This window comes from Mycobacterium sp. E802 (assembly GCF_001666875.1).
Lineage (GTDB): Bacteria > Actinomycetota > Actinomycetes > Mycobacteriales > Mycobacteriaceae > Mycobacterium.
The window spans coordinates 12,606-35,825 of sequence record NZ_LZJD01000157.1; the positions used below are offsets into that span (position 1 = coordinate 12,606).

21 protein-coding genes and 1 tRNA gene are annotated in these 23,220 nt (G+C 65.9%); 9 read left to right on the top strand and 13 right to left on the bottom strand.

The window, feature by feature from the left end; all coding sequences use genetic code 11:
- Window positions 1-2 precede the first annotated feature (2 nt).
- From kasB to aceE, 6 genes are all read right to left on the bottom strand, one after another.
- On the bottom strand, window positions 3-1,256 hold the full coding sequence (kasB, locus tag A5699_RS22630) for a 3-oxoacyl-ACP synthase KasB (RefSeq protein WP_067774180.1): 1,254 nt from the start codon (window positions 1,254-1,256) through the stop codon (window positions 3-5).
- 80 nt (window positions 1,257-1,336) lie between these two features.
- On the bottom strand, window positions 1,337-2,587 hold the full coding sequence (gene kasA / locus A5699_RS22635) for a 3-oxoacyl-ACP synthase KasA (RefSeq protein ID WP_067774183.1): 1,251 nt from the start codon (window positions 2,585-2,587) through the stop codon (window positions 1,337-1,339).
- Entirely contained in the window at window positions 2,584-2,880 is a 297-nt protein-coding gene (acpM, locus tag A5699_RS22640; protein WP_003884427.1) for a meromycolate extension acyl carrier protein AcpM, read from the bottom strand. Before acpM ends, kasA begins: the two co-directional genes overlap by 4 nt.
- A gap of 93 nt (window positions 2,881-2,973) precedes the next feature.
- The gene (locus A5699_RS22645; protein ID WP_142254194.1) at window positions 2,974-3,894 is read right to left on the bottom strand and encodes an ACP S-malonyltransferase; all 921 of its coding nucleotides are present in this window, start codon (window positions 3,892-3,894) and stop codon (window positions 2,974-2,976) included.
- 161 nt (window positions 3,895-4,055) lie between these two features.
- Window positions 4,056-5,354 carry a CdaR family transcriptional regulator gene (locus A5699_RS22650; RefSeq protein ID WP_067774193.1) on the bottom strand — a complete coding sequence of 433 codons (1,299 nt, stop codon included), beginning with the start codon at window positions 5,352-5,354 and terminating at the stop codon, window positions 4,056-4,058.
- Between the two features lie 55 nt (window positions 5,355-5,409).
- On the bottom strand, window positions 5,410-8,199 hold the full coding sequence (aceE, locus tag A5699_RS22655; protein ID WP_067774392.1) for a pyruvate dehydrogenase (acetyl-transferring), homodimeric type: 2,790 nt from the start codon (window positions 8,197-8,199) through the stop codon (window positions 5,410-5,412).
- Window positions 8,200-8,419: 220 nt separating this feature from the next.
- On the opposite strand from aceE, the gene A5699_RS22660 reads away from it, so the two are divergent.
- From A5699_RS22660 to A5699_RS22675, 4 genes are all read left to right on the top strand, one after another.
- Entirely contained in the window at window positions 8,420-8,920 is a 501-nt protein-coding gene (locus A5699_RS22660) for a hypothetical protein (protein WP_067774395.1), read from the top strand.
- Between the two features lie 142 nt (window positions 8,921-9,062).
- A complete protein-coding gene (locus A5699_RS22665; protein WP_067774196.1) occupies window positions 9,063-9,500 on the top strand; it encodes a DUF3052 domain-containing protein in 438 nt (145 codons plus the stop codon).
- A complete protein-coding gene (locus A5699_RS22670) occupies window positions 9,500-9,964 on the top strand; it encodes a peroxiredoxin (RefSeq protein ID WP_067774198.1) in 465 nt (154 codons plus the stop codon). The genes A5699_RS22665 and A5699_RS22670 overlap by 1 nt, the downstream gene beginning before the upstream one ends.
- Before the next feature lie 42 nt (window positions 9,965-10,006).
- Window positions 10,007-10,081, top strand: a tRNA-Val gene (locus A5699_RS22675).
- A 389-nt stretch (window positions 10,082-10,470) separates the two neighbouring features.
- On the opposite strand, the gene A5699_RS22680 is transcribed toward A5699_RS22675, so the two are convergent.
- A complete protein-coding gene (locus tag A5699_RS22680; RefSeq protein ID WP_157561409.1) occupies window positions 10,471-13,227 on the bottom strand; it encodes an NACHT domain-containing NTPase in 2,757 nt (918 codons plus the stop codon).
- A gap of 696 nt (window positions 13,228-13,923) precedes the next feature.
- Here A5699_RS22680 and A5699_RS22685 point away from each other — a divergent pair.
- Both A5699_RS22685 and A5699_RS22690 read left to right on the top strand, forming a co-directional pair.
- Window positions 13,924-14,610: a hypothetical protein gene (locus tag A5699_RS22685; protein ID WP_067774398.1), complete on the top strand. Its 687-nt coding sequence runs from the start codon at window positions 13,924-13,926 to the stop codon at window positions 14,608-14,610.
- On the top strand, window positions 14,607-15,368 hold the full coding sequence (locus A5699_RS22690; protein WP_067774204.1) for a hypothetical protein: 762 nt from the start codon (window positions 14,607-14,609) through the stop codon (window positions 15,366-15,368). The genes A5699_RS22685 and A5699_RS22690 overlap by 4 nt, the downstream gene beginning before the upstream one ends.
- Before the next feature lie 21 nt (window positions 15,369-15,389).
- Here A5699_RS22690 and A5699_RS29360 read toward each other — a convergent pair whose 3' ends face one another.
- From A5699_RS29360 to A5699_RS22700, 3 genes are read right to left on the bottom strand one after another with little or no spacing between them, the layout of a single operon-like run.
- On the bottom strand, window positions 15,390-16,625 hold the full coding sequence (locus A5699_RS29360) for a hypothetical protein (RefSeq protein ID WP_157561410.1): 1,236 nt from the start codon (window positions 16,623-16,625) through the stop codon (window positions 15,390-15,392).
- A gap of 17 nt (window positions 16,626-16,642) precedes the next feature.
- Window positions 16,643-17,146 (bottom strand): hypothetical protein, encoded by a 504-nt coding sequence (locus tag A5699_RS22695; protein WP_067774401.1) that lies wholly within the window; start codon window positions 17,144-17,146, stop codon window positions 16,643-16,645.
- A gap of 34 nt (window positions 17,147-17,180) precedes the next feature.
- Window positions 17,181-18,008 carry an oxygenase MpaB family protein gene (locus A5699_RS22700; protein ID WP_067774207.1) on the bottom strand — a complete coding sequence of 276 codons (828 nt, stop codon included), beginning with the start codon at window positions 18,006-18,008 and terminating at the stop codon, window positions 17,181-17,183.
- A 35-nt stretch (window positions 18,009-18,043) separates the two neighbouring features.
- Here A5699_RS22700 and A5699_RS22705 point away from each other — a divergent pair, with 35 nt between their 5' ends.
- A complete protein-coding gene (locus A5699_RS22705) occupies window positions 18,044-18,994 on the top strand; it encodes a cobalamin biosynthesis protein (protein WP_067774210.1) in 951 nt (316 codons plus the stop codon).
- Here the strand turns inward: A5699_RS22705 and A5699_RS22710 are convergent.
- The 3 genes from A5699_RS22710 to A5699_RS22720 are packed head-to-tail and all read right to left on the bottom strand — an operon-like array spanning window position 18,948 to window position 20,942.
- The gene (locus A5699_RS22710) at window positions 18,948-19,778 is read right to left on the bottom strand and encodes an SURF1 family protein (protein ID WP_067774213.1); all 831 of its coding nucleotides are present in this window, start codon (window positions 19,776-19,778) and stop codon (window positions 18,948-18,950) included. The genes A5699_RS22705 and A5699_RS22710 overlap by 47 nt on opposite strands.
- Entirely contained in the window at window positions 19,778-20,314 is a 537-nt protein-coding gene (locus A5699_RS22715; protein WP_369806754.1) for a low molecular weight protein-tyrosine-phosphatase, read from the bottom strand. The genes A5699_RS22710 and A5699_RS22715 overlap by 1 nt, the downstream gene beginning before the upstream one ends.
- Window positions 20,265-20,942 carry an HAD-IA family hydrolase gene (locus tag A5699_RS22720; protein ID WP_067774219.1) on the bottom strand — a complete coding sequence of 226 codons (678 nt, stop codon included), beginning with the start codon at window positions 20,940-20,942 and terminating at the stop codon, window positions 20,265-20,267. Before A5699_RS22720 ends, A5699_RS22715 begins: the two co-directional genes overlap by 50 nt.
- A gap of 63 nt (window positions 20,943-21,005) precedes the next feature.
- On the opposite strand from A5699_RS22720, the gene cobC reads away from it, so the two are divergent.
- Together cobC and A5699_RS22730 are read left to right on the top strand one after the other, a co-directional pair.
- Window positions 21,006-22,073, top strand: a complete 1,068-nt coding sequence (gene cobC, locus A5699_RS22725; protein WP_255378856.1) for an Rv2231c family pyridoxal phosphate-dependent protein CobC — start codon at window positions 21,006-21,008, stop codon at window positions 22,071-22,073.
- The gene (locus A5699_RS22730) at window positions 22,070-23,191 is read left to right on the top strand and encodes a Nif3-like dinuclear metal center hexameric protein (protein ID WP_067774222.1); all 1,122 of its coding nucleotides are present in this window, start codon (window positions 22,070-22,072) and stop codon (window positions 23,189-23,191) included. The genes cobC and A5699_RS22730 overlap by 4 nt, the downstream gene beginning before the upstream one ends.
- The last annotated feature ends 29 nt before the right edge of the window (window positions 23,192-23,220 follow it).

The following is a 23,220-nucleotide window of genomic DNA, read 5'->3' on the forward strand; positions in this document are numbered from 1 at the left end:
TATCAGTACTTTCCGAAGGCGAGCGCGACGTTGTGCCCACCGAATCCGAACGAATTGTTGATTGCGTATTGGAAATCGCCCTGCCGCGGCTCGCCGGCCACCACGTCCAGATCGATCTCCGGATCGAGGTTGTGCAGGTTGCGCGTCGGCGGGATGACGCCGTCGCGCAAGGCCAGCACGGTCAGGATGGACTCGACCGCGCCGACTGCGCCGACCGAGTGGCCGAGCGCGCCCTTGGGGGCGTAGACAGCCGGCTTGTGACCGAGCATGGCGTTGTTGATCGCCTTGCTCTCGGCCACGTCACCGACGTTGGTGCCGGTGGCATGGGCGTTGACGTGGTCGATGTCGGTGGGCTTGAGACCCGCCAGCTGGATGGCGCGGGTCATGGCATAGCCGGCCTGCTCACCGTTGGGGTCCGGCGCCACGATGTGGTAGCCGTCCGAGGTCACGCTCGCGCCCATGAGACGGCCCAGGATGTTGGCGCCGCGGGCCTTGGCGTGTTCCTCGGTCTCGATCACCATGAGGGCGCCGGCCTCGCCGAACACGAAGCCGTTGCGATCCTTGTCGAAGGGCTTGCAGGCGCCTTCGGGATCGTCGTTGGAGTTGGACAGCACGATGCGCATCTGAGCGAAGCCGGCGATCGGCACGGCTTCGATCTTGGTCTCGACGCCACCGCAGATGGCGATGTCGGCCTCACCGAGGACGATCTGGCGCCATGCGTTGGCGATGGCTTCCGAACCCGAGGCGCAGGCCGAGATCGAGGTACACACCCCGGCCTTGGCCTTGCGCTCGAGCCCGATCGCGGCTGCCGCGCCGTTGGGCATGTACATCTGCACCACCAGCGGCGACACCGCACGCAGGCCCTTGGCCCGCATTCCGTCATAGGCAAACACGAGTTCTTCGGTAGAACCCAGACCGGTGCCGATCGACACCATGAGGCGGCGGGCATCGACCTCGGGGGAGCCGGCATTGGCCCACACCCGACGGCCGATGACCGTCGACATCTTCTGCAAATATGACAACCGGCGCAGTTCGACGCGTGTCAGCTCCGAATCGAACTCTTCGAGGAGGTGGCCGCCGATGCGAACCGGCAGGTCGTACTCCTCGACGAACGAATCGGTGAGCCTCCGGATGCCGCTCTGACCGTCGAGCAGCTTCTTCCAGGTGTTCTCAGCATCGGTTGCCAGCGCCGTCGACATGGCTACGCCGGTGACAACCACATTGGGAAGACCGTTCCCAGTGGACAATCCCGCCATATTTACGGAGTTCTTCCTTCCGTGCTTTCCCTCGGTGTTTACCTTCCGGGATTACTTAGGGAGGGGCCGGGTGTCAGGCCTCAGTACTTACCGAAGGCCAGGGCCACATTGTGGCCGCCGAACCCGAACGAGTTGTTGACGGCGTACTTGTAGTCGCCATAACGAGGCTCGCCCGCAACCACATCGAGATCGATCTCCGGATCCGGCGTCTCGTAGTTGAGCGTCGGGGGAATCACCCCGTCGCGCAACGCGAGCACCGTCAAGACCGACTCCAGCGCGCCGACCGCACCGATCGAGTGGCCCAGAGCCGACTTCGGCGCGTACACCGCGGCGTTCTGACAGCCGGCAACCCGGATGGCATTGGCCTCGGCGGTATCACCGATCGGAGTGGCTGTGCCGTGGGCATTGACGTGGTCGATGTCCTTGGCTTCCAGGCCCGCGGTTTCCAGTGCACGCTTCATGGCTGCACCGGCCCGGACACCGTTGTCCGCCGGGGCCACCATGTGGAACGCGTCCGAGGTGATACCGGCACCCATCAGCCGAGCCAGCGGCTTGGCGCCACGGGCCAGGGCATGCTCCTCGGTCTCGATGATCATCATCGCGCCGGCCTCACCGAACACGAAGCCGTCACGATCCTTGTCGAACGGCCGAGACGCACCCGCGGGATCGTCGTTGCGGGTCGACATGGCGCGCATCATCGAGAACGCCGCGATCGGCAGGGCCTCGATACCGCCTTCCACGCCGCCGACGACGGCGAAGTCCGCGTCACCCATGACGATCTGACGCCAGCCGTGAGCAATGGCCTCAGATCCCGACGAACACGCCGACACCGGTGTGATGACCCCGGCGCGGGCGCCGAGCTCAAGACCGGCGACCGCAGCCGCACCGTTGGGCATGATCATCTGAACGGCGAGCGGGCTGACCTTGCGGATCCCGCCCTCGTTCATCGCGTCGTAGGTCTCGACGATCTTCTCGCCACCACCGAGACCGGTGCCGATCACGACCGAGAAACGATCCGGATCGACCTCGGGCGCACCCGAGTTCTTCCACAGCCGGCGAGCCAGCACCAGTGACATGCGCTGCACGTAGGAGTTACGGCGCAGCTCGATGCGGGTCAGGTGACTGTCGATGTCGTCGACCAGGTGACCACCGATACGCACCGGAAGGTCCCACTTGGTGACGAAGTCGTCGGTCAACTCATGGATGCCGCTTTCTCCGGCCAGCAGGCCCTTCCACGTGCTCTCGATGTCAGCAGCGAGCGCCGTGGTTGCCTCCACGGCGGTCACCACGACGTTCGGGAAGCCTCCGTTAGCAGTGGAAGGTTTGCTCATTCCGAGCCAAACTTCTCGCGCAGGGCGGCAGCAGCCTCGGGGTTCTCTTCCTCGAGCTTCTGGATGTAGGAGACCACGTCACCGACGGTGCGCAGGCCGGCCAGATCCTCGTCGGGGATCTTCACGCCGTACTTGTCCTCGGTCTGCACGGCGATCTCCACCATCGACAGCGAGTCGATGTCCAGGTCGTCGACGAACGACTTCTCCGGGGTCACCTCGGACGGCTCGATGCCGGTGACCTCTTCGATGATCTCGGCGAGACCGGCGATGATTTCTTCTTGACTGGCGGCCACGATGGCTCCTTCTTGTTGTTGATACCGGCCTCCGAGTGCGAAGGTCGATTCAGGGACGTTCGGGTTGTTCGTGCTATTCGGTTGTTGCTGGACTTACAGCTCGTCCAAGCCGTCCAGATCGGTGGGGGCCTTCACCGCGCGCGTCGGTGTGCCCTTCAGCTCACGCTTGGCAATGCCGACCAGGGTGCCGGCCGGCGGGAACTCGACGATCCCGGCCCGCTCCGCATTCTGGAAGCGGTCCCGCATGGTGGCGGTGCACAGATCCCAGCGCACCGGCTTGGTCAGCTGGGACACCAGCTTCTCCATTGCATCGGCAGCCGAGGTGACCGGCTGTCCGTCCGCATTCGACAGAAGTGTCGCCGTCGGCTCCGATGTCGTTACAGACGCTGCGGCCGCGGCGTACCCGTCCAGCGCAGAAGCCATGTAGTGGGTGTGGAACGCACCGGCGGTGGCCAGTTGGCGGACGCGGGCCTTGGCCGGCGGATCCTCGGCGAGCTTCTCCAGCGCGGCGATCGCGCCGGCGGCCACGATCTGGCCGGCGGCGTTGCGGTTGGCCGGGACCAGGTCGAGGGATTCGAGCCGGGCCAGGACCTCGGCCTCGTCGCCACCGAGCACCGCCGACATACCGGTCGGCTCGACGGCGCAGGCCTTGGCCATCTCGGCGCCGCGGGTGGCGGCCAGCTTGACCGCATCGTCGGAGGAGATGACGCCGGCGATGGCGTAGGCAGCGATCTCGCCGACGGAATGACCCGCGACGATGGTCTCCGCGGTGGCGGGCAGGCCACGCTTGGTCAGTTCCTCATAGGCCAGCAGGGTGGCGGCCACCACCAGCGGCTGTGTCACCGCGGTATCGGTGATCTCCTCGGCGGTGGCAGTGGTCCCCAGACGCACCAGATCCAGGCCGCTGATCTCCGACCAGGTGGCGAGACGATCGGCCGCGCCGGGAAGCTCCAGCCAGGCGGCGAGCATTCCGGGCGTCTGCGACCCCTGTCCAGGGGCGAGCAATGCGAGCACGGGTTGAGGCACGTCATTAAGAGAACACTGTGAAGACGGTTTTGCGGGATGTAAGAGATTATGAACCTCGTCTTATGTTTTTGTAGGTTCCCCACAAAAGTGCATGTGATGCGACGTTGCCTACACCGCAGCGAAATCTGTCACAGTGACCGATCCGTCGATCACCGGGTGTTCAGTGACCGCTGAATACCGGTATGCGCCGGGCGGATGGCCGGCACCGCGCCGGGCCCGCCGTTTGGCGTGCTCGACTGGTGTGCCTGTTTGCTCAGTCGGCCCACTGTCGAGGCCACCCGCAGTACATAGGCGTCGCGGGGCAGCGCCGGATCGCGCCCGGTGAAGTCGCCGATCCGTTTCAACCGGTAGCGGACCGTGTTTGGATGAACGAACAATTTGCGAGCGCAAGCTTCTATGGCGCCGCCGGAATCCAGGAAGGCGTCGAGGGTTTCGGTGAGGGCCGGACCGGCATCGGCCAATGGCCGCATGACCTCGGTCTCCAGCGCCGCGATCGCCGTCGCGTCACCCAGCAGGGCCCGTTCGGGAAGCAGCTCACGCGCGGACACCGGTCGCGGTGCGCCCGGCCACCCGGCCACCGCGTTCATCCCGGAGATCGCCTCGGTGGCGCTGCGATGAGCCGCCGTCAGCGTGGGCGAGGTGGGGCCGACCACCACCGGGCCGTCGGCGAACACCGTCAACAGGTCGGCCAGGAAGCGGTCGGTTGCCGACAATGGTCCGGACACGATCGCCACCAGCCAGGTGCCGTGCACATCCGACAGTGCGGCCCGGTCATTGCGTTTGACGACCTCATGGATGTCGTCGCGGGCCAGGTCCAACCGGTCCGGTCGCGGTAGCCCGACGATCACCGTGGCCGGCGCCGTGGCATCCCATTTCAGCGCCGCGGCCTGCGACTGCAGCTCGGGTCCGGTGTCGCCGCGGACCACCGCGTCGACCACGTTGGCCTCCATACGCAGGTCCCAGGCTCCGCGGGCCTCGGCCTGGTCGGCGTAGGCACTGGCCGCGGCGAAGGCCAGATCCCGGCTGTAGCGCAGGATGCCGGCGGTCAGGGCGCTGAGGTGCTCCTCGGAGCGGGCCAGCAGCGGCACCACCTCTTCGAAGAACTCCATCGACGTGCGCACCATCTCGACCGACTGCCGCAGCGCGATGCGACGACGCAGGTCCTGGGGCACCACCTCGAACGCCTGCGCGGTGTAGCTGACGTCGCTGGTCGGATCCCGCATCCATTCGACGAAGTTGACCACGGCCGTCTGGACCACCAGCTGCACGCTGGCCCGCTGCGACGCGTCGAGATCGGAGAAGAAATCCAGCCGCTCGGCCATGGCGTGCACCGCCTCGGTGGCGAGCCGGCCCGAATACTGCTTGAGCCGGCGCAACACCGAGTCGGGCACGCTCTCGAGGACCTCGACGGTCGACCTGGGCGGAACGAACCGATTGTTGTCGGGCACTCCTAAAAGCTACGCCAACTTTCTGGTGGATTCCTCCAAGTGTCCGTCGTGCGGGTCAGGCGCTCCCGGTGTCGACGTAGGAGACCGCCGCGGCGAACACGTCGTCGATCTTGTACTCCTTGGCCGCCGCGATCGCCACGGACATATCGATCTCGCCGTCGCGGGCCAAGCCCTCCAGCACCGCCACCACGACCGACTCGGCGTCGGTGTTGAAGTACCGCCGCGCCGCGGGCCGGGTGTCGGAGAAGCCGAAACCGTCGGTGCCCAGCGTGATGTACGTGCCCGGAACCCAGGCCCGGATCTGCTCGGGCACCGCACGCATCCAGTCCGAGACCGCCACCACCGGGCCGGCCGCATCGGCCAGCGCCGTGGTCACGTGCGGGGTGCGGGCCGGCTGATCGGGATGACGCAGCCGGTGCTTCTCGATCTCGACGCCCTCGCGGTTGAGCTCACCCCAACTGGTCACCGACCACACGTCGGCGGCGACGTCCCACTTCTCGGCGAGAAGGTCCGCCGCCCGGAGTGCCTCGGGCATCGACACCCCCGACGCCAGGATCTGCGCGGTGTGCGCGCGCGGTTCGGCCGCCCGCCGGTACCGGTACATGCCCCGCAACAAACCCTCGGTGTCCAGATCGTCCGGCTCGGCCGGCTGGACGTAGGGCTCGTTGTAGATGGTGATGTAGAAGAAGACGTTCTCCTGATGCTCGCCGTACATGCGCTGCAGCCCGTGCTCGATGATGTGGGCGATCTCGTAGGCGAACGCCGGGTCGTAGGTCACCGCAGCCGGGTTGGTCGAGGCCAGCAGCAGGGAATGGCCGTCGGCGTGCTGCAGGCCCTCACCGGTCAGCGTGGTGCGCCCGGCGGTCGCGCCGAGCACGAAGCCCTTGGCCATCTGATCGGCCGCCGCCCACAGCCCGTCACCGGTGCGCTGGAACCCGAACATCGAATAGAAGATGTAGATCGGGATCATCGTCTCGTTGTGCGTCGAGTACGACGTGCCGACCGCGGTGAACGATGCGGTGGAGCCTGCCTCGTTGATGCCCTCGTGCAGGATCTGGCCGACTTCGGATTCCTTGTAGGCCAACATCAGCTCCGAGTCCACCGAGGTGTAGAGCTGCCCGTTGCGGTTGTAGATCTTCAGGCTCGGGAACCACGAGTCCATGCCGAACGTGCGGGCCTCGTCCGGGATGATCGGCACGATCCGCGGCCCGATGTTCTTGTCCCGCAACAGTTCCTTGAACGTGCGCACCGTCGCCATGGTGGTCGCCACGGCCTGCTGACCCGACCCCTTCTTCAGCGCCTTGTAGGTGTCGGAGCCCGGTAGCGGCAATGCGGCGCTCTTGGTGCGTCGCGACGGCACGAACCCGCCCAGCGCCCGGCGACGCTCCAGCAGGTAGCGGATCTCCGGGGTCTCCGGGCCGGGGTGGTAGTACGGGGGAAGGTAGGGATCTTCCTCCAGTTGGGCATCGGAGATCGGCACCCGGGTAACGTCGCGGAAGTCCTTGAGGTCTTGCAGCGCAAGCTTTTTCATCTGATGCGTGGCGTTGCGGCCCTCGAAGTGGCTGCCCAGGGTGTAGCCCTTGATGGTCTTGGCCAGGATGACCGTGGGCTGGCCCTTGTGCTCCATGGCGGCCCGGTAGGCGGCATACACCTTGCGGTAGTCGTGCCCGCCGCGCTTGAGGTTCCAGATCTCCTGATCGGTCATCGGCTCGACCAGGGCCTTGGTGCGGGGGTCTCGACCGAAGAAGTGGTCCCGCACGTAGGCGCCGTCATTGGCCTTGTAGGTCTGGTAATCGCCGTCGGGTGTGGTGTTCATCAGGTTGACCAGCGCGCCGTCGCGGTCGGCGTGCAGCAGCGCATCCCACTCGCGGCCCCACACCACCTTGATGACGTTCCAGCCCGCGCCGCGGAAGAACGACTCCAGCTCCTGGATGATCTTGCCGTTGCCGCGCACCGGGCCGTCCAGACGCTGCAGGTTGCAGTTCACGACGAACGTCAGGTTGTCGAGCGCCTCGTTGGCGGCCACCTGGATCAGGCCGCGGCTCTCCGGCTCGTCCATCTCGCCGTCGCCGAGGAACGCCCACACGTGCTGATCGGAGGTGTCCTTGATGCCGCGGTCGTGCAGGTAGTGGTTGAACCGGGCCTGGTAGATGGCGTTCATCGGGCCCAGACCCATAGACACCGTCGGGAACTCCCAGAAGTCCGGCATCAACCGGGGGTGCGGGTAGGACGGCAGGCCGCCGCCGGGATGGCTGTGCTCCTGGCGGAAACCATCCAGTTGGTCGGTGGTCAGACGGCCTTCGAGGAACGCGCGGGCGTAGATGCCGGGGGAGGCGTGGCCCTGGATGAAGACCTGATCACCGCCGCCCGGGTGGGACTTGCCGCGGAAAAAGTGGTTGAAGCCGACCTCGTACAGCGACGCCGACGAGGCGTACGTCGAAATATGGCCGCCCACACCGACTCCCGGCCGCTGGGCCCGGTGCACCATGATGGCCGCGTTCCACCGGATCCAGGCCCGGTAGCGACGCTCGGTGTCCTCGTCACCGGGGAACCAGGGCTCCAGTTCGGTGGGGATGGTGTTGACGTAGTCGGTCGAGGTCAGCGCGGGGATCGCGACGCGCTTCTCGCGCGAGCGTTCCAGCAACCGCAACATCAGATACCGGGCCCGCGCCGGGCCGGATCGCTCGAGCAACTCGTCGAACGATTCGAGCCATTCGCCGGTCTCGTCGGTGTCGATGTCGGGCAGGTACGAGGCGACCCCCTCCCGGATCACCCGGACCCGGTCGGGTTCTGCTGCGGTGGAGGAGTTTTGGGCCAGATCCTGGCGCGCGAACTCGGTGGTCAACATCCGCTCCTTGTTAGGCGGTAACAACTGACAGTGCTTGTGGCACCTTCTATCGTCCACCCATCCTGCCGCCCGCGCCCCGCTGGGGGTGGTGGTGCGTAAGTTACCCATCGGTTGCTTTGTGAAGCGGTAACGTCTGCAGATCGTGCCGGTTGATGGGCAGTTTGGGGCAAGGGGGCGGATCGCCGCGGGCGCGCTGGGGGGTGCGGCGGTGATCGCCATGGTCGTGGTGGGTTGTACCTCTGTTACCGGGGGTACCGCGCAGGTCGATTCCGCGGTGGCGCCGGCGTACCGGGCATCGGTCTCGGCCTCGATTGCCGAGTCGTCGGCGAGCTCGGTGACCCGCGAATCCGAACGCCAGGCCTCGTTGACCACCCGCGCCATCCACACCGTGTGCGAGGACCTCAGCACGTCGGCCGTGGACGCGGTCAACGCGGTCAACGGCTATGTCGAGGCGGTCAACAACGGTGGTGACACCCAGGCCAAGGCCGGTCCGGCGATCGACGGACTCAACCGCAGCGCCGACCTGGTCAGCTCCGGTTTGTCCGACGCGTTGTCACCGGATCTGCGCGCGGCGCTGACCGAGTGGATCGACTCGGCGCGGGCCCTGGTGGCGGCCATATCCGGCAACGTCGGCCCGGATCAGTTCAACGCGGCCTCGTCGCGTTCGAACGACGCCCGGGAGAACGCATTGACCCGATGCGACCAGGCTTACCGATGAGCAGGCCGACAAACACGCCCGCCGGACGCCCGCGCTGGTGCACTGTCGTGCGACGATAGGCACACACGCATCACGCGCGCATGAGGGCGGGCAACGGACAAGTCTTGAGAGAGGCTCGACGAAAGACGAAGGAGGATCGACGGTGGTCGCGGCGGCGGGGACGGACTCTAGCCCGAACTACGCTCACATACTGGGCATTCAAAAAGACCAGATAGTCCAGGAACTGGGTTGGGACGAGGACAGCGACGACGACATCCGGGCCGACATCGAAGAAGCGTGCGGCTCCGAGCTGCTCGATGAGGATGCGGACGAAGTCGTCGACGTCGTATTGCTCTGGTGGAGAAACGACGACGGGGATCTCGTCGATCGGTTGATGGACGCCATCACCCCACTGGCCGAGGACGGCGTGATCTGGGTGGTGACACCCAAGACCGGCAAGCCCGGGCACGTGCTGCCGGCCGAGATCGCCGAATCGGCGCCGACGGCCGGGTTGATGCAGACCTCGTCGGCCAAGCTGGGGGACTGGACGGCAAGCCGGTTGGTGCAGCCGAAATCGAAGGCCGCCGGAAAGCGGCAATAGTGTTGGCTGTCGGGGCACCGGCGCCCGATTTCACGCTCCGGGACCAGAACGGCAGGCCGACCACCCTCAGCGGGTATCGCGGCGTCAAAGATGTGCTGCTGGTGTTCTTTCCCCTGGCGTTCACCGGTGTGTGCGAAGGCGAACTCGGTGAGATCCGGGACAACCTGCCGCGCTACGAGAACGACGACATCGCGACGCTGGCCATCTCCGTCGGCCCACCCCCGACCCACCGGATCTGGTCCATCGAAAGCGGATTCACCTTCCCGATCCTGTCGGACTTCTGGCCCCACGGTGCCGTCACCCAGACCTACGGGGTGTTCAACGCCGATCTCGGATACCCCAACCGCGGCACGTTCGTCGTCGACCGGGCCGGCGTGATCCGGTTCGCCGAGATGATGGAACCGGGCCAGGTGCGCGACCAGACGGTGTGGCAGCACGCACTGGAGGCCGTGCGGGGGCCTTGAATTTCCGGTCTCGCGGTCACGGCGTGTACCGTGCCTGCGACGGGGCGCGTAGCTCAGTGGTAGAGCTCTGGTTTTACACACCAGCGGTCGGCGGTTCGATACCGTCCGCGCCCACCATCAAAACTCCAGCTCAGAGGCTTGTGAGCCGGATTCAGAATTGTTTTCAGACCCCCGTTGCGCCAAGAGTGTGCCGAACGGATGCAAAGGCAGGACAAGCCGACATTAGGGCCTTGTTGGGACGCTGTGCATCTGTTGCGCGTGTCGACGTTTCCCGAGTGCGCCACCAGTACCGATGGGACGGCCCGAGGTCAACGCGACTACAGCCGGTGGTCTCGAGCCACCGGAGGGGTGAGGTAGACACCCGTTCAGAGACAGGCCCGACCCAACGGTCGAGCAATTCATATCCTTGCCATCCTCGGAGGACAACCCCTGGCCAGACGACTGTCACAACCTGACTGCCGAATACACCTAGACTCCAAAGATCTAGCTATTGACCTACCTCGGCACTAGGACGTACCGGTGGTGTGAGCCCGGTCCCTAATATAAAGCATCTGGCCCACGCGATCGCGTTCGATTGCTTCTGCCAGACACTCGCGTATCTGTGACCGCGCGTCGTGGCTCTCTCGACACCCCTCCTCCATGATCTCCCGAGCAGCCAGCACGAGACGGTCGTCCTCGCTGCCGTCGGTGCCCCTGCGGGCAAGCGCGGTGACATAGGAGTAGTCGGAACCCTTGCCATCGGTAAGGCCCGCTTCGGTCAAGCGCATCCAGATTCTCTGGAAAACCTTGGTGGCACTGACGTACCAGTAGGCCGGCGACGTCCGCGGCTTTGAAAAATAGTCGTTGACCAGACGCTGTGCACGAATTGAGATTGCTGCGTAGTCCGTTTCCCCTAAGCCGGAGAGAAATTTTCGCGTTGTGGGAGCCGTCTGATCGACCAGGAGCGCTTCCGTCTCACGCCAAACCGCGGTGCTCACGTGCTCCGAGCTGGCCATGATGGGCGCAAGAACCCTCGCAAGCCAGGTGATGTGCTCTCCACTAGGCCCCGTCAGCAACCGAAGTGTGGCGAGTGCGAGGTCCCGTTCGAATCTTGGTGTGCTCGCGGCGAACCCGTCTTGTAGCGCATTGACAGCCAACACGGCGCCCGGCATCACGAGGCGGTTCACTGCGCTGCTGTGGTCCGCGGCGGAGAGCCGGCTCACAACGGCATCGCGGAGCGACAGCCTCTCCGAAAAGATGTACCCAGCTGCCAAGAGCCATGTATGCCGCCAATGAGCAGATGGCACCAGCAATTCCAGTTTGTCGGCCGCGTCCTCCCCCGCCATCAGGCAGCGAGCCGCGAAGAATTCCGCGAGGCTGCGGACTTCAAAGGCCACCCCGTCCATCCTTGGTACCAGGAGAACCAACCGCTGTTGAGCGAGATGAAGTATCTGCCCGATCAAATCGGCGATCTCAGCTTCGCCATGGCCCTCTGATTCGAGGATGGTACGTGCGATGGCCTTGAGTTCGTCCATTGGTAGGACGGACTGGGCGGCGCCTGCGCGCTCCGCTTGGGCATGTATAGCGAGGCCGCATCGCTGGTGTAATTGATCGAATTGAGCCCGGTATATCTCGAGTATGTCACCGATTCCCTCGGGCTTATTGCACTCCCGCGCGTAAATCGTGTCGTAATAGATTTTGAATAATGCATACCGACTCGCGGGCGCTTGCCGTCGCTGTTCGAGTATGAGGCTCAAAATCGTGACCTGAAGCGGTGTCGTCATCAGGCGTGCTGTGTCAGTATTCTGTGACGCTTTATCTAGGCGTTCAAGCGTCTGCTGCTTGCGATCAGGATCTTCGGCGAATCGGCGTGACAATAGTCTAGATGCATATGCCATTGCGTGTTTACGGTGCAGCGGCTCAAGATGTAATTCTTCGTAGTCAATATCCGCGTCCCTTTCAAAGCCGATTGGGCGCGACGTACACACGGTAAAGACGTCTGCTCCAAGCGCGGCCATCTCAGTGAGGAAATCCGAAATTCGAGCCGACACCTCGCTGCGATTTCGGGCTGAAGCGACCTCGTCCATCCCGTCGAGCACCACCAGTAATGGCCATGCTGCGGCGAGGCGCTTCGCCTCTGATACGTCTATCGGGTCCGATGCGCGATGGCTAATGATTTGCACGATGTACTGCAGCAGCGTGAGATCTGTGGATGCACTCACGGCATCTGCGTAGCTGCTCAACACCACGCGCACCGGCAGACGATGGAGTGTGGGTGTAGGTAGATTCGCTGCATCGAACGCCTCACGGATATCCCTCGCACGTGCCGCGACCTGCTCAGTTACCTTGCCGATGGCGACTTGCTGGATGAGTGCTACGCGATAGATCTGGCAGAGCAACCGTGAGAGCGTGGACTTGCCAGAACCGGGCCCCCCGAGGACCACAACGCGATCTCTCACGGCCGGCACGAGCGAAGGCGTCATAATCTGGTCTGACCGCTCAACCAGCCTTCGCAAGGCTGGCCGATCATCTTTTTCTCGTGGGTCGAAAACTGCAGGAAGGTCGACGGCGACTTCAGCCAGCGACAGCGGCATGTTGGACTTGTCGCCCGATTCTCCGAGTTCGACCGACGTGTCGGCCTTCAGCGCACGCGCTATGTGACCGATCCAGGCGTCCGCTATCCGTCCATCGTCCGCCGCGATCTGCTGATAAACACGCGCGATGACATCGCCAGGCAACACCAGGTCGGCGTAGCTGCGACGCACTTCACCGTTAGTTTCTAAGAGCCTGTCGAGATACTCCGCGTGCCAGATGGCATAGTCCTTGAATTGTGGAATTCCGATTTTCCGAATCGTGCCATCGTCAAGCTCTTCCGTGAGATCGCGATACCGGTTAAACAATTGTTCGAGCCGATCTAGGCCGCCGTTGCTCGACACTGCGGTGAGCGGGACATTGGTGACTATGACTAGGTACTCAGGCTGCTTTTTGTAGCGCTTTTTTCTGGGATTGATCCACGATTTAAGCTCTGTGGCAAGCGTCTCGAAAAACCAAGTCTGGTCGGCTGCGGTGGTGGTCAGCCGCTCTTTATATTTTGCTTGTATTACGCCATAACCGCCCCACTCTCCTTTGCCCTCCATATTGACTTTGCCTCGGAAGGTCGCCTCACGGCCGCCATCGGGGCCGGAACCGAAAACGTCGACTCCATGGCCGAGGTGTGCGAGCGCCAGGGCCTGAACAAGGTGTTCAAACCGGGTGTGGCCTAGTCGGGTGAGGTCGTACATCACATCGTGAATGCTAGTGGGACTGGCGGCGGTGTGGCCCTCGGAATGCGAGCGGCGCGTCGGCGTTCGGAATGACTATCAGCGACGGCAGCGTCTCGAATCATCTTTTCCCTACTGGCCTCTCATCTCCACACAGAGAGGCGTTGGTTATTCAACCCCTTCGCTTCCCGGCCTTCAGGTCGACGCCCGGCCATGCTTTGGCCTCGGCTATAGGGCCAAAATCGGTCCAAGTCTTCATCCGGGTGTACTAACCCTTCCAACGCGGCCGTGTGGGGCATACTGACCCGCACAGAAAGAAATTCTTTTGTTGCGAAAACTGCCTGAAAAACGGAAGGTTCGCTCTCCAAAGCCCGCGACAAGAGCGACCCCCCGTTGTGCCGAGAGTGTGCCAAGACGCGCAAAATAAACACGCGAAAGACTATTGATGCCGCGAAACGGCTGCGACGCTTTGATCAGCATAGATGCGACGACAGCGTACTGATCGAGACGTAATCATTACGACAGAAAGCTTTTACACACCAGCGGTAGGCCGTTCGATACCGTCCGCGCCCACTCTTGAATCCTCATTTCAGCAGCTCTCAGAATGCCCGCGTGATCGCGGTCAGATGGTCTCGGCTCGTAGATGATCGTCGATAAGCGCGGCATCGTGAGTGAACTGGCCTTATTGCCTCAATAGGTCCCCTGAGGGACCATATGTGCATGGCGGAGATGTCGGCAGCTGCCGCCGCGGAGCAGTTGGAGATTTCCGAGCGTCAGGTGCGGCGGTTGGCGAACAACGGTGTGCTGACCGTGAGTCGCGTGGTCGCACGCACATTGCTGCTGGACGCGGCGTCGGTACATCGACTGGCGGGGCGGGCGCGGCACAACGGCCGACCGTGGGCATCGGCGACGGCGTGGGGTGCGCTTGCGCTGTTGTCGGGCGAGGGTGCGGATTGGCTGGAGCCGTCGGTGTTGTCGCGTCTGCGTCACCGCCTGCGAAGTGCACGCGCGACCGAGGTGGCATGGTTGGCCCGTCGGCGCGCCACGGTGCGTCAGATGCAGGGTTGGGGCAACGACAGTGGGCTACTGGCCACCGGTGTGAGCGCGCTGCGCGACCCGCAGGTGGCCGCGCTGTTCGACCTGTCGTCCCCGGCCGATCGAGGCTTCGACGGCTACGTCGCGGCGCGTGACCTCGACGACGTAGTGACTCGGCTCGGGCTTTTCGACGACATCGCAGGCGACGTCACCGTGCGGGTCGTCCCTGATGACGCCGGCTACGCCGTCGACCGCCAGCTCGTCGCCGCGGTGGCCGTGGATCTGTCGGAGTCGCTGGACACTCGAGAAGCCGCTGCGGGAGAACGGGTGCTTGAAGAACTGCTTGCCGCATTTCGAGGAGACGTCCGATGAGCACGCCACCCACGGCTGAGCGCCAAGTGTGGAAGATCAATGCACCGCCGCAAGGTTGGCCACCGCCGTGGCCCCAGCTCGTCGAAATCGCGCAGACCATCCCGCACACCCAATGGAGCCTGATCGGAGGGTTGATGGTGCAACTGCACGCCGCGCACGCGGGGTTGGCCCTCACCCGCCCGACGCGGGACGTCGACATGATCCTGCACATCGAGAGCGGCGCGGCCACCTTCGCCGGCGTGCGGCACCAGCTGGAGGGTCTCGGGTATGCGCTTCATGAGCCGGTAGGCGAAGGTCCGGTGCACCGGTTCGTGCGTGGCCACGGTGATGCAGAAACTGTCGACGTGATGGTCGCCGACCACCTGCCCCCAAAATGGCGGCAGAAGGCGCTGCGGCGCAACGTGTTCGCCGTATCCGGCGGCACCTCTGCGCTGCGCAAGACAGTGAATTGCGAAGTGGACATCATCGAAGGCGTGGTGACTTTGAGCGTCCCCGATGTGCTCGGGGCCCTCGTGCTCAAAGGTGCCGCCTACATCGAGGACTCACGCGACCGGGACCGCCACCTCGACGACGCGGCTGTCCTGGCTTGCGCGGCAACCAATCCGGTCGCTGACCGCGCGCGCATGGTCGGCAGTGACCGTCGGCGAATCGCAGCACTGTGGAAAGTTCTCCAGGACGACAATCACCGGTCCTGGCTCGCTACGGGGGACAGGGCGCGGAGCGGGCGCGCTGCGTTGCGGCTACTTGCGGCTGACTAGACGACGGTTTGGCCGGCAGCTTCAGCTGCAAGCAGGTTGTGCCGGCGAAAGTTCAACGATGGATCCCCTGATGGACCATTGCCGGGCATTGCGCGGGGGATCGACAGCCAGGAGTTCGCCGGCGTCGCAAAAGTCGTCGGCGGGATTCCACTGCACGCCGGAACCGCGAAGGTGAACCAGACGCGGAACAGCGCCGAGCACGGCCCATCGGTCGTCGAGAAGAAGGACCGCGATCTCTGAGGGAGATGCGGGGATTGTAGTCGCGAGTCGTGCTGCGACTTCTCCGACTGTAGATGCGTCGATGTGGGACTGATATGCGCTCACCACGCCATCAATGACGCCTTTGACCAGATTCGCATCGATCCGAGGCAAGTCCCCGTGCGGTGGCCGGAGTTCGACGTTTACTGCAAACGATGTCCTGGTCGGCAGCGGTGGCTGCGGCCTACCACCGCGGCGACGGGCGAGTGCGAGCCAGACTTGCGCCGGCATCTTCTCGCGTCGGAAAACGCCAAGCTCTGTCCAGTCGAAAGATGCGACAGTTCGAACCGGATCCCAACAGGTGAAGCCGCCTGATCGTGGCGCGAGCATGTAGCGGTAACCCACGTTGTATGTCTCGCGATCGGTTGCCATGGGCACCTTTGGTGCATGTTCGAAGCGAATCCCGTTGGCGCCGGGCGTTTTAAACGAATAACCAAGGTTGTACAACACGAGGTTCTCGATGTCGGTGCGCTTCGGCTTTCTGCCGAAGAACGTCGCGTGTAGGACCTGGCCCGAAGACGGCCGGAGCGAGTCGCAGTGCCTTGCGATCTTGGCGGATAGAGATGTCTGCCACGGCGGGCGGGGCGGGAAGCGGATGTAGTCGTCGGCCCATACCCGCACTTCCGGGGCGCCCGGCTCAGGCGGAAGGTTGCGGCCGGCGGCGGACCCGCCCGGTGCGGGTTCACTCGCAGGACCGCCGTTGCAGCGTCCACATGGCGTGACACGGGTGCCGAGGGTCTTCGTCGCCCAGATGTGCAAGTCGGCAAGCTGGTCAGCGCACCGCTTGACGTAGGGGTCGGTGAGGTTGCCTTGCCAACTGCGCAGCGTGGAGCAGCGGGCGTGGTGCAAGCGCGCCCCGTCGGAGTGGTAGCTCTTGTGGATGTTGATGACGTAACCCGCAGGGTGGCTGTCCAGCCATTGCAGATAAGCGGCGTCATCGCCAGAGAACTCGTGCATACTCACTGCCTCATCATCGCCGCTCAGCTCGCCGCGGAACATGAGCCGCCGCCATGGCCCTAGGACCAGACCACCTTCGCGCGTGTGAGTGTGAGTTCCTGGCCGCGCATCACGGTATCGCCCGAGCAGGACGGGCTTTCCGGGGAGAACTTCATGTTGACGAATCCCGTGAGATCGGCCCTGATGACGTATTTGTACGGAACCGGACCGGTGGTGGTCTGGAGGCTGCCGGCCTCGCACTGCATGCCGGGGTTGATGCGTTCGCCGACCCAGGCGCCCTTGTGTCGGTCGGCGGCGGTATCCCACAACAGGTCCAGTTGCCAGGAGCCGTCGACGTCGGTGGACAACACCCGCAGACAGCGTGAACCGCAGCCGGACAGCGTCCAGTCATAGAGCTCGGGTGCGGTTTCGGACGAGGTCTCGGTAACTGTGTAGACGCCGGCGCGCGGCAGCGGCGGAGCGGGCAACTCGGGCGGCGCGACCGGTGGGCCGGATGACCTGAGACCACCTAGCGCGAATCCGATTGCCAGCGAAACGGCAACCAGAACAATGGCGTCTTTCAACAGGGGACCTCCGCGTCGGATCATATCCGCGCGTTCAGACCACCCGCTTACCGAACCGGTCGCGGATCCGCATGTCCCACAAGTAGACCTGATAGCCGAACCGCCACACCTCACGCGGGATCACCCGATCGGCGACCCGCAGGCCCGTCAACAACCGCTCGAAGCGCCGTTGGTCCTCGGGTGTCCAGGACATCCGCATATGGTCGCGGAACTCGGAGCACAGGAACCCGGTGGTGGCGAACAGGTTGAACCGGCCGGCCAGCAACCGCAGCGGCGCGGGGAGGAACACCATCGCGGCCACCCCGTGCAAATGCTCGCGCACCGGCGGGTCGATCCGCAGCTCCTGCAGGGATTGCTTCCAGTACGCGTCGAAGGCGTCGCGGTCGGCCGGCCACATCTCGTCGCGCACCTGCAGGGTGGTGCCCAGCGTGCGCGCATCGGCGTAGACCGCGTCGGCCGACTCGTCGTCGAGCGGGCCGTAGAGGAACTCATGCATGTCGACGTAATAGCGGTATAGGCAGGCCGCCACCCACAGCTGCAGCTTGGGGTCGAAAGCGTTGTAGGACACCGGGCTTGATGCCTGCGACCGGACCTGCGCGTGCACCTTGTCGATCTGGGCGCGCAGCAGCGCGCGGTCGGCATCGGTGCCCATGGTGGCCACGGCCAGATACGTGCCGGTGGTGCGGGCCCGTTTGAACGGGTGCTTGTAGACGTTGCCGCTGTCCACCGGACTCTCCAGGACGCCGTAACCGACGCCGGGGGAGGACAGCTGCATGATGACGTTGGCCGCGGGCAGCAGCGCCGCCGCCGGATTGAGCAGATCGGTGACCCGTCGTGGCCGTCGTGGTGGACCGAGCCTCATGAATTCGAGTAGACCACCTATGAGACGCTGCCGGGGTGTTTGCGCCGAGAAGCCACCGAACCGTTGGCATCGCCCTGGGGTTCGTGGCCGACGTGCTGCTCGGTGATCCGCGTCGCGGGCATCCGGTGGCCGGTTTCGGAACGGCCGCCGCACGGTTGGAAGCGCTGACCTACGCCGACAACCGGCGCGCCGGCGTGCTGCACACCGGGTTGCTGTTGGGTGTGCTGGCCGCGCTGGGCTGGGCGGCCGGCCGTGGTGACCGTGCGTGGGTGACCGCGGCGGCCACCTACGTCGCCCTCGGCGGCACCTCCCTGAACCGGGTGGGCAGCCAGATGGCCACGCTGCTGCAGGGCGACGACATCGATGGGGCACGCGCCCTGCTGCCCTCGTTGTGTGGACGCGATCCGGCTGCCCTGGACGCCTCGGGCCTGACCCGGGCCACCGTGGAGTCGTTGGCGGAGAACACTTCCGACGCGCAGGTGGCCCCGCTGTTCTGGGCGGCGATCGCCGGGGTTCCCGGCGTGCTGGTGTATCGGGGTGCCAACACGCTCGACGCAATGATCGGACACCGCTCGCCGCGGTATACCCGATTCGGTTGGGCCGCAGCCCGATTCGACGACGTGCTGAACTACCTGCCGGCCCGGTTGACCGGGGTGCTGGCCGCGGTGTGCGCGCCGATCGTGGACGGGTCGCCCCGCGCGGCGCTACGGGCCTGGCGTCGCGACGCCGCCCGTCACCCCAGCCCCAACGCCGGGGTGGCCGAGGCCTCCTTCGCCGGCGCGCTCGGGCTGCGCCTGGGCGGGCCGACGCAATACGCGCATCAGCTGGAGATCCGGCCCACCCTCGGCGACGGCCGCGTCCCCGAGGTGGCCGATGTGGCCCGGGCGGTGCGTCTTTCGCGCGCCGTACAACTGGGCGCGGCCCTGGTCGCCGTCGGGATCAGCGCCGCTTGCCGTAGCGGTCGGCGATCTTCTCCTCGGCGGTGAGTTCGCGGGGCGGGGCGGCCGCCTCGGCCTGCTTGGCCGCCCGTTCCCGACGGCGCTGCTGAAGCTCCGCGTAGACGAAATAGCCCAACCCGAGCGGGGCGACGATGCCGAACGCGATCCACTGGATGCCGTAGGAAAGGAACGGCCCGGCGTCGAGGTGGGGCAGGGAAAGCTCCCCGAGCCCACCGGGTTGACCGCCCACCAGTTGCAGGTACGAGCCGGTCAACGCCACGCCGGTGAGGGAGGCGATCTGGCCGGTGTTGATCGAATACACCTGCTGCGCACCGTCCTCGCTGCGGAACGGTTCCTTGCCGACGGCCAGCGCCTCGGAATCGCGCAGGCGCGCAGTGATGGTCACCGGAGTGCTCGGTGGCGGGGCGAACTCGGGCACCTTGCTTCCCTCGACCGGACGGATGTAGCCCCGGTTCACCAGCACCACCGGGCCACCGTCCACCGCGAACGGGGTGAGCACTTCAAAGGCCGGTTCGCCGTCGACCACTCGCAGCCGGGCCAGCACCTGCGCCTCGGGTAGGTAGTGGCCGGTGGCGGTGACGCGTTGCCACTGTGCGTCGGGTGCAGCCGAATCCTGGTGCGGCAGCAGGCTGGTCACCGGAACCGGATCGGCCTGCAGCGAGTGGCTGATCTGGTTGTTCTCCCGCGAGGTCTTGGTGTTCTTGCCCAACTGCCAGGGCGCCAGGACCGTGAAGCACAGATAGGCGAACGCGGCCACCACGATGAACAACGCCACCCACTGGGGCCGCAGCAGGAAGGTCAGGCGTCGCATCAGACCAGAATCCCCCGAGCGGCCAGCTCGGCGTCGACCCAGGCATGCAAGCCGGGCAGCGAGGCCTCGATCACGGTGAACGCCTCCTCGAAGTCGGACTTGGCGCCGTAGTACGGATCCTCCACATCGGGCACGTGGGCACCCGAGCGCGGGTCGAAGGAGCGCAGCATCCGCACCCGGTCTGCTGCCACGCCGAGATCGGTCAGGATGCGCAGGTGGTTGCGGCCCAGTGCCACGACCAGATCGGCGCCCAGATGGTCGTCGCACACCTGCGCGGCGACGTGCTCGCTGGGATAGCCGCGCTCGCGCAACACCAGGCAGGCACGCTCGTCGGCGCCGTCGCCGGCGTGCCAGCCGCCGGTGCCGGCGCTGCTCACCCGGACCACCTCGGAAAGCCCGCGCTCACGGATCTGGTGGGCGAACATCTTCTCGGCCATCGGGGACCGGCAGATGTTGCCCGAGCACACGAACGTCACATGCAATGGCTCAGACACCGAGCACCTCGCGCAACGCCGAAATGGAGTCGACGTGGGCATGGGCGACCACCGCCGAGGGCCCGGTGAAATCGCCGGCCCCATAGCCCCAGCCGACCACCACGGTGTCGATGCCGTGCTGGGCCGCGCCCTCGACGTCGTGCAGCCGGTCACCGACCATCAGCACCCGCTGCGGCAGCGGCTGCAGCTGCGCCAGGGCGTAGGCCACCACGTCGGCCTTGGCCGCGCGGACACCGTCGGGGCTGGCCCCGGCGATCACCTCGAAGTAGCCGTCGAGCCCGAAATGCTCCAGGATGCGCCGTGCGGTGGGCTCGGCCTTCGAGGTGGCCACCGCCAACCGCACCCCCGAGGCCTGCAGATCGGCCAGCAGTGTGTCGACCCCGTCGAACAGGCTGTTCATCGCCCAGCCGCGGCTGGTGTAGTCAGACCGGTAGGCCGCGATGGCGGCGTCGGCGTCAAAGCTCGTCTCACCCGCGCTCAGCAGCCGCAACGTCTCGTGCATGGGCGGGCCGACGATGCGACCGGCCAAATCCCCTTCCGGGACGTCGGCGCCCACGTGGGACAGGGCGTGGCGGAAACTCGACACGATTCCGGCCGCAGAATCGGTCAGGGTGCCGTCGAGATCGAACAGCACCAGCTGCGGTCGAGTGAGCTCCAGCGTGTCAGTCACGTGCCCATTCTCCCGCAGTCCTCCGGATGCCCAGCTGGGCGGCCCGACCATTAGGGTCGTGCTGTGCTGTGCCCACCCTCCGGCGGGACCCGTGCCGCGGCCCGCTATCACGGCGACCAGGCCGCCGTGCCGGGCATGCTGGACTTCGCCGTCAACGTCCGCCCGGGCGGTCCACCGGCCTGGCTGACCGACCGGCTGGCCGCGCGGCTGCCTGATCTGGGCAGCTACCCGAGCCAGGCCGATCAGAGCCGCGCAGTCGAGGCGGTCGCCGCGCGCCACGGTCGCGATAGAGACGAGGTGGCCCTGCTGGCCGGCGGGGCCGAAGGCTTTGCCCTGCTGGCCGGGTTGCGGCCGGTTCATGCGCGATCCGCCTCCGCTACTCGCTGGAAATTGGCCGCCCTGATCGCGCCGTCGTTCACCGAACCGGAAGCGGTGCTGGAGACGGCCGGGGTGCCGATCCACCACGTCGTGCTGCCCGCGCCGTTCACCCTGACCGGCGCAGTCGTGCCGGACGAGGCCGACCTGGTGGTGATCGGCAACCCGACCAATCCGACCGGGGTGTTGCACCGCCGCGAGGAGATCCTGGCCCTGCGCCGTCCGGGTCGGCTGGTGGTTGTCGACGAGGCCTTCGCCGACGCCGTCGCGGGCGAGGCCGAGACGCTGGCCGGTGAATCGCTACCCGATGTGCTGGTGCTGCGCAGTCTCACCAAGACCTGGGCGCTGGCCGGGCTGCGCGTCGGGTACGCCCTCGGCGCGCCCGACGTGCTCGCCCGGCTGACCGCGCCGCGTGCGCACTGGCCGCTGGGCACCCTGCAACTGGAGGCCATCGCCGCGGCGAGCAGCCCCGAGGCCGTGGCCGAGGCCGACGACCGGGCCCGCCGGCTCGCCGACCTGCGCGCCGCGATGACTGCCGGTCTCCGTGACCTCGGGCTGGACGTGGTACCCGGGGCCGCACCGTTTGTCCTGTTCACCGTGCCCGACGCCGAGTTGATGCGAAAACATCTGGAAAGCAAGGGTATTGCGGTGCGCCGCTGCGATACGTTCGTGGGCCTGCCGGCTGACCACCTGCGTGCCGCGGTGCGGCCGGAATGGCCGGTGCTAGTCGACGCCATGACGGAGGTGCTGCAATGAATGGGGTCCGCCTGTCCGAGGTGATCGCGGCGTTGGACGCGGCCTACCCGCCACATCTGGCCCACGACTGGGACTCGGTGGGTTTGGTGTGCGGCGATCCCGACGAACCGGTGGAATCGGTGACGATCGCTGTCGACGCCACCGAATCGGTGATCGACGAGGTGCCCGAACGGGGGCTGTTGCTGGCGCACCATCCGCTGCTGTTGCGCGGGGTCGACACCGTGGCTGCCGATACCGCCAAAGGTTCACTGATCCACCGGCTGATCCGCACCGGCCGCGCCCTGTTCACCGCGCACACCAACGCCGATTCGGCCTCGCCGGGGGTGTCCGACGCCTTGGCCCAGGCCCTCGGCCTGAGCGTCGAGGCGGTGCTCTCGCCTGCGACGCCGGGCCCGGATCTGGACAAGTGGGTGGTGTTCGTGCCGGGCTCCGATGCAGAGAAGGTGCGCGACGCCATGTTCGACGCCGGGGCCGGGCGCATCGGTGACTACTCGCACTGCAGTTGGAGTACGACGGGAACCGGGCAGTTCCTGCCGCACGACGGCGCCGACCCGACGATCGGTGTGGTGGGCACTGTCGAACAGGTGACCGAGGACCGGGTGGAGATGATCGCGCCGTCGGCGTTGCGTGCCGCGGTGCTGGCCGCGCTGCGACGCGCGCACCCCTATGAGGAGCCGGCCTTCGACATCGTCGCGCTGGCGCCGATCCCCGGCGACGTGGGTATCGGCCGGATCGGGGTACTGGATCGTCCGGAACCGTTGTCCGTCTTCGCCGCCCGGGTGCGTGCCGCGTTGCCGGCCACCTCGTGGGGAGTACGGACCTCCGGCGATCCCGACGCGATGGTGTCGCGGGTTGCGGTCTGCGGGGGAGCGGGTGATTCACTGTTGGGCGCGGTGGCCCGCGCCGGCGTACAGGCGTATGTCACCTCGGATTTGCGTCACCACCCCGCCGACGAGCATCGTCGGGCCTCGAAGGTGGCCCTCGTCGACGTGGCGCACTGGGCCAGTGAGTTCCCGTGGTGCGCCCAGGCGGCCGGGGTACTGCGCGGGCGGTTCGGTGACGCCGTGGACGTCCGGGTGAGCTCGGTGCGTACCGACCCGTGGAACGTCGAGTGTTGAACGCAAACACGCAGCAACGCAGGAAAACT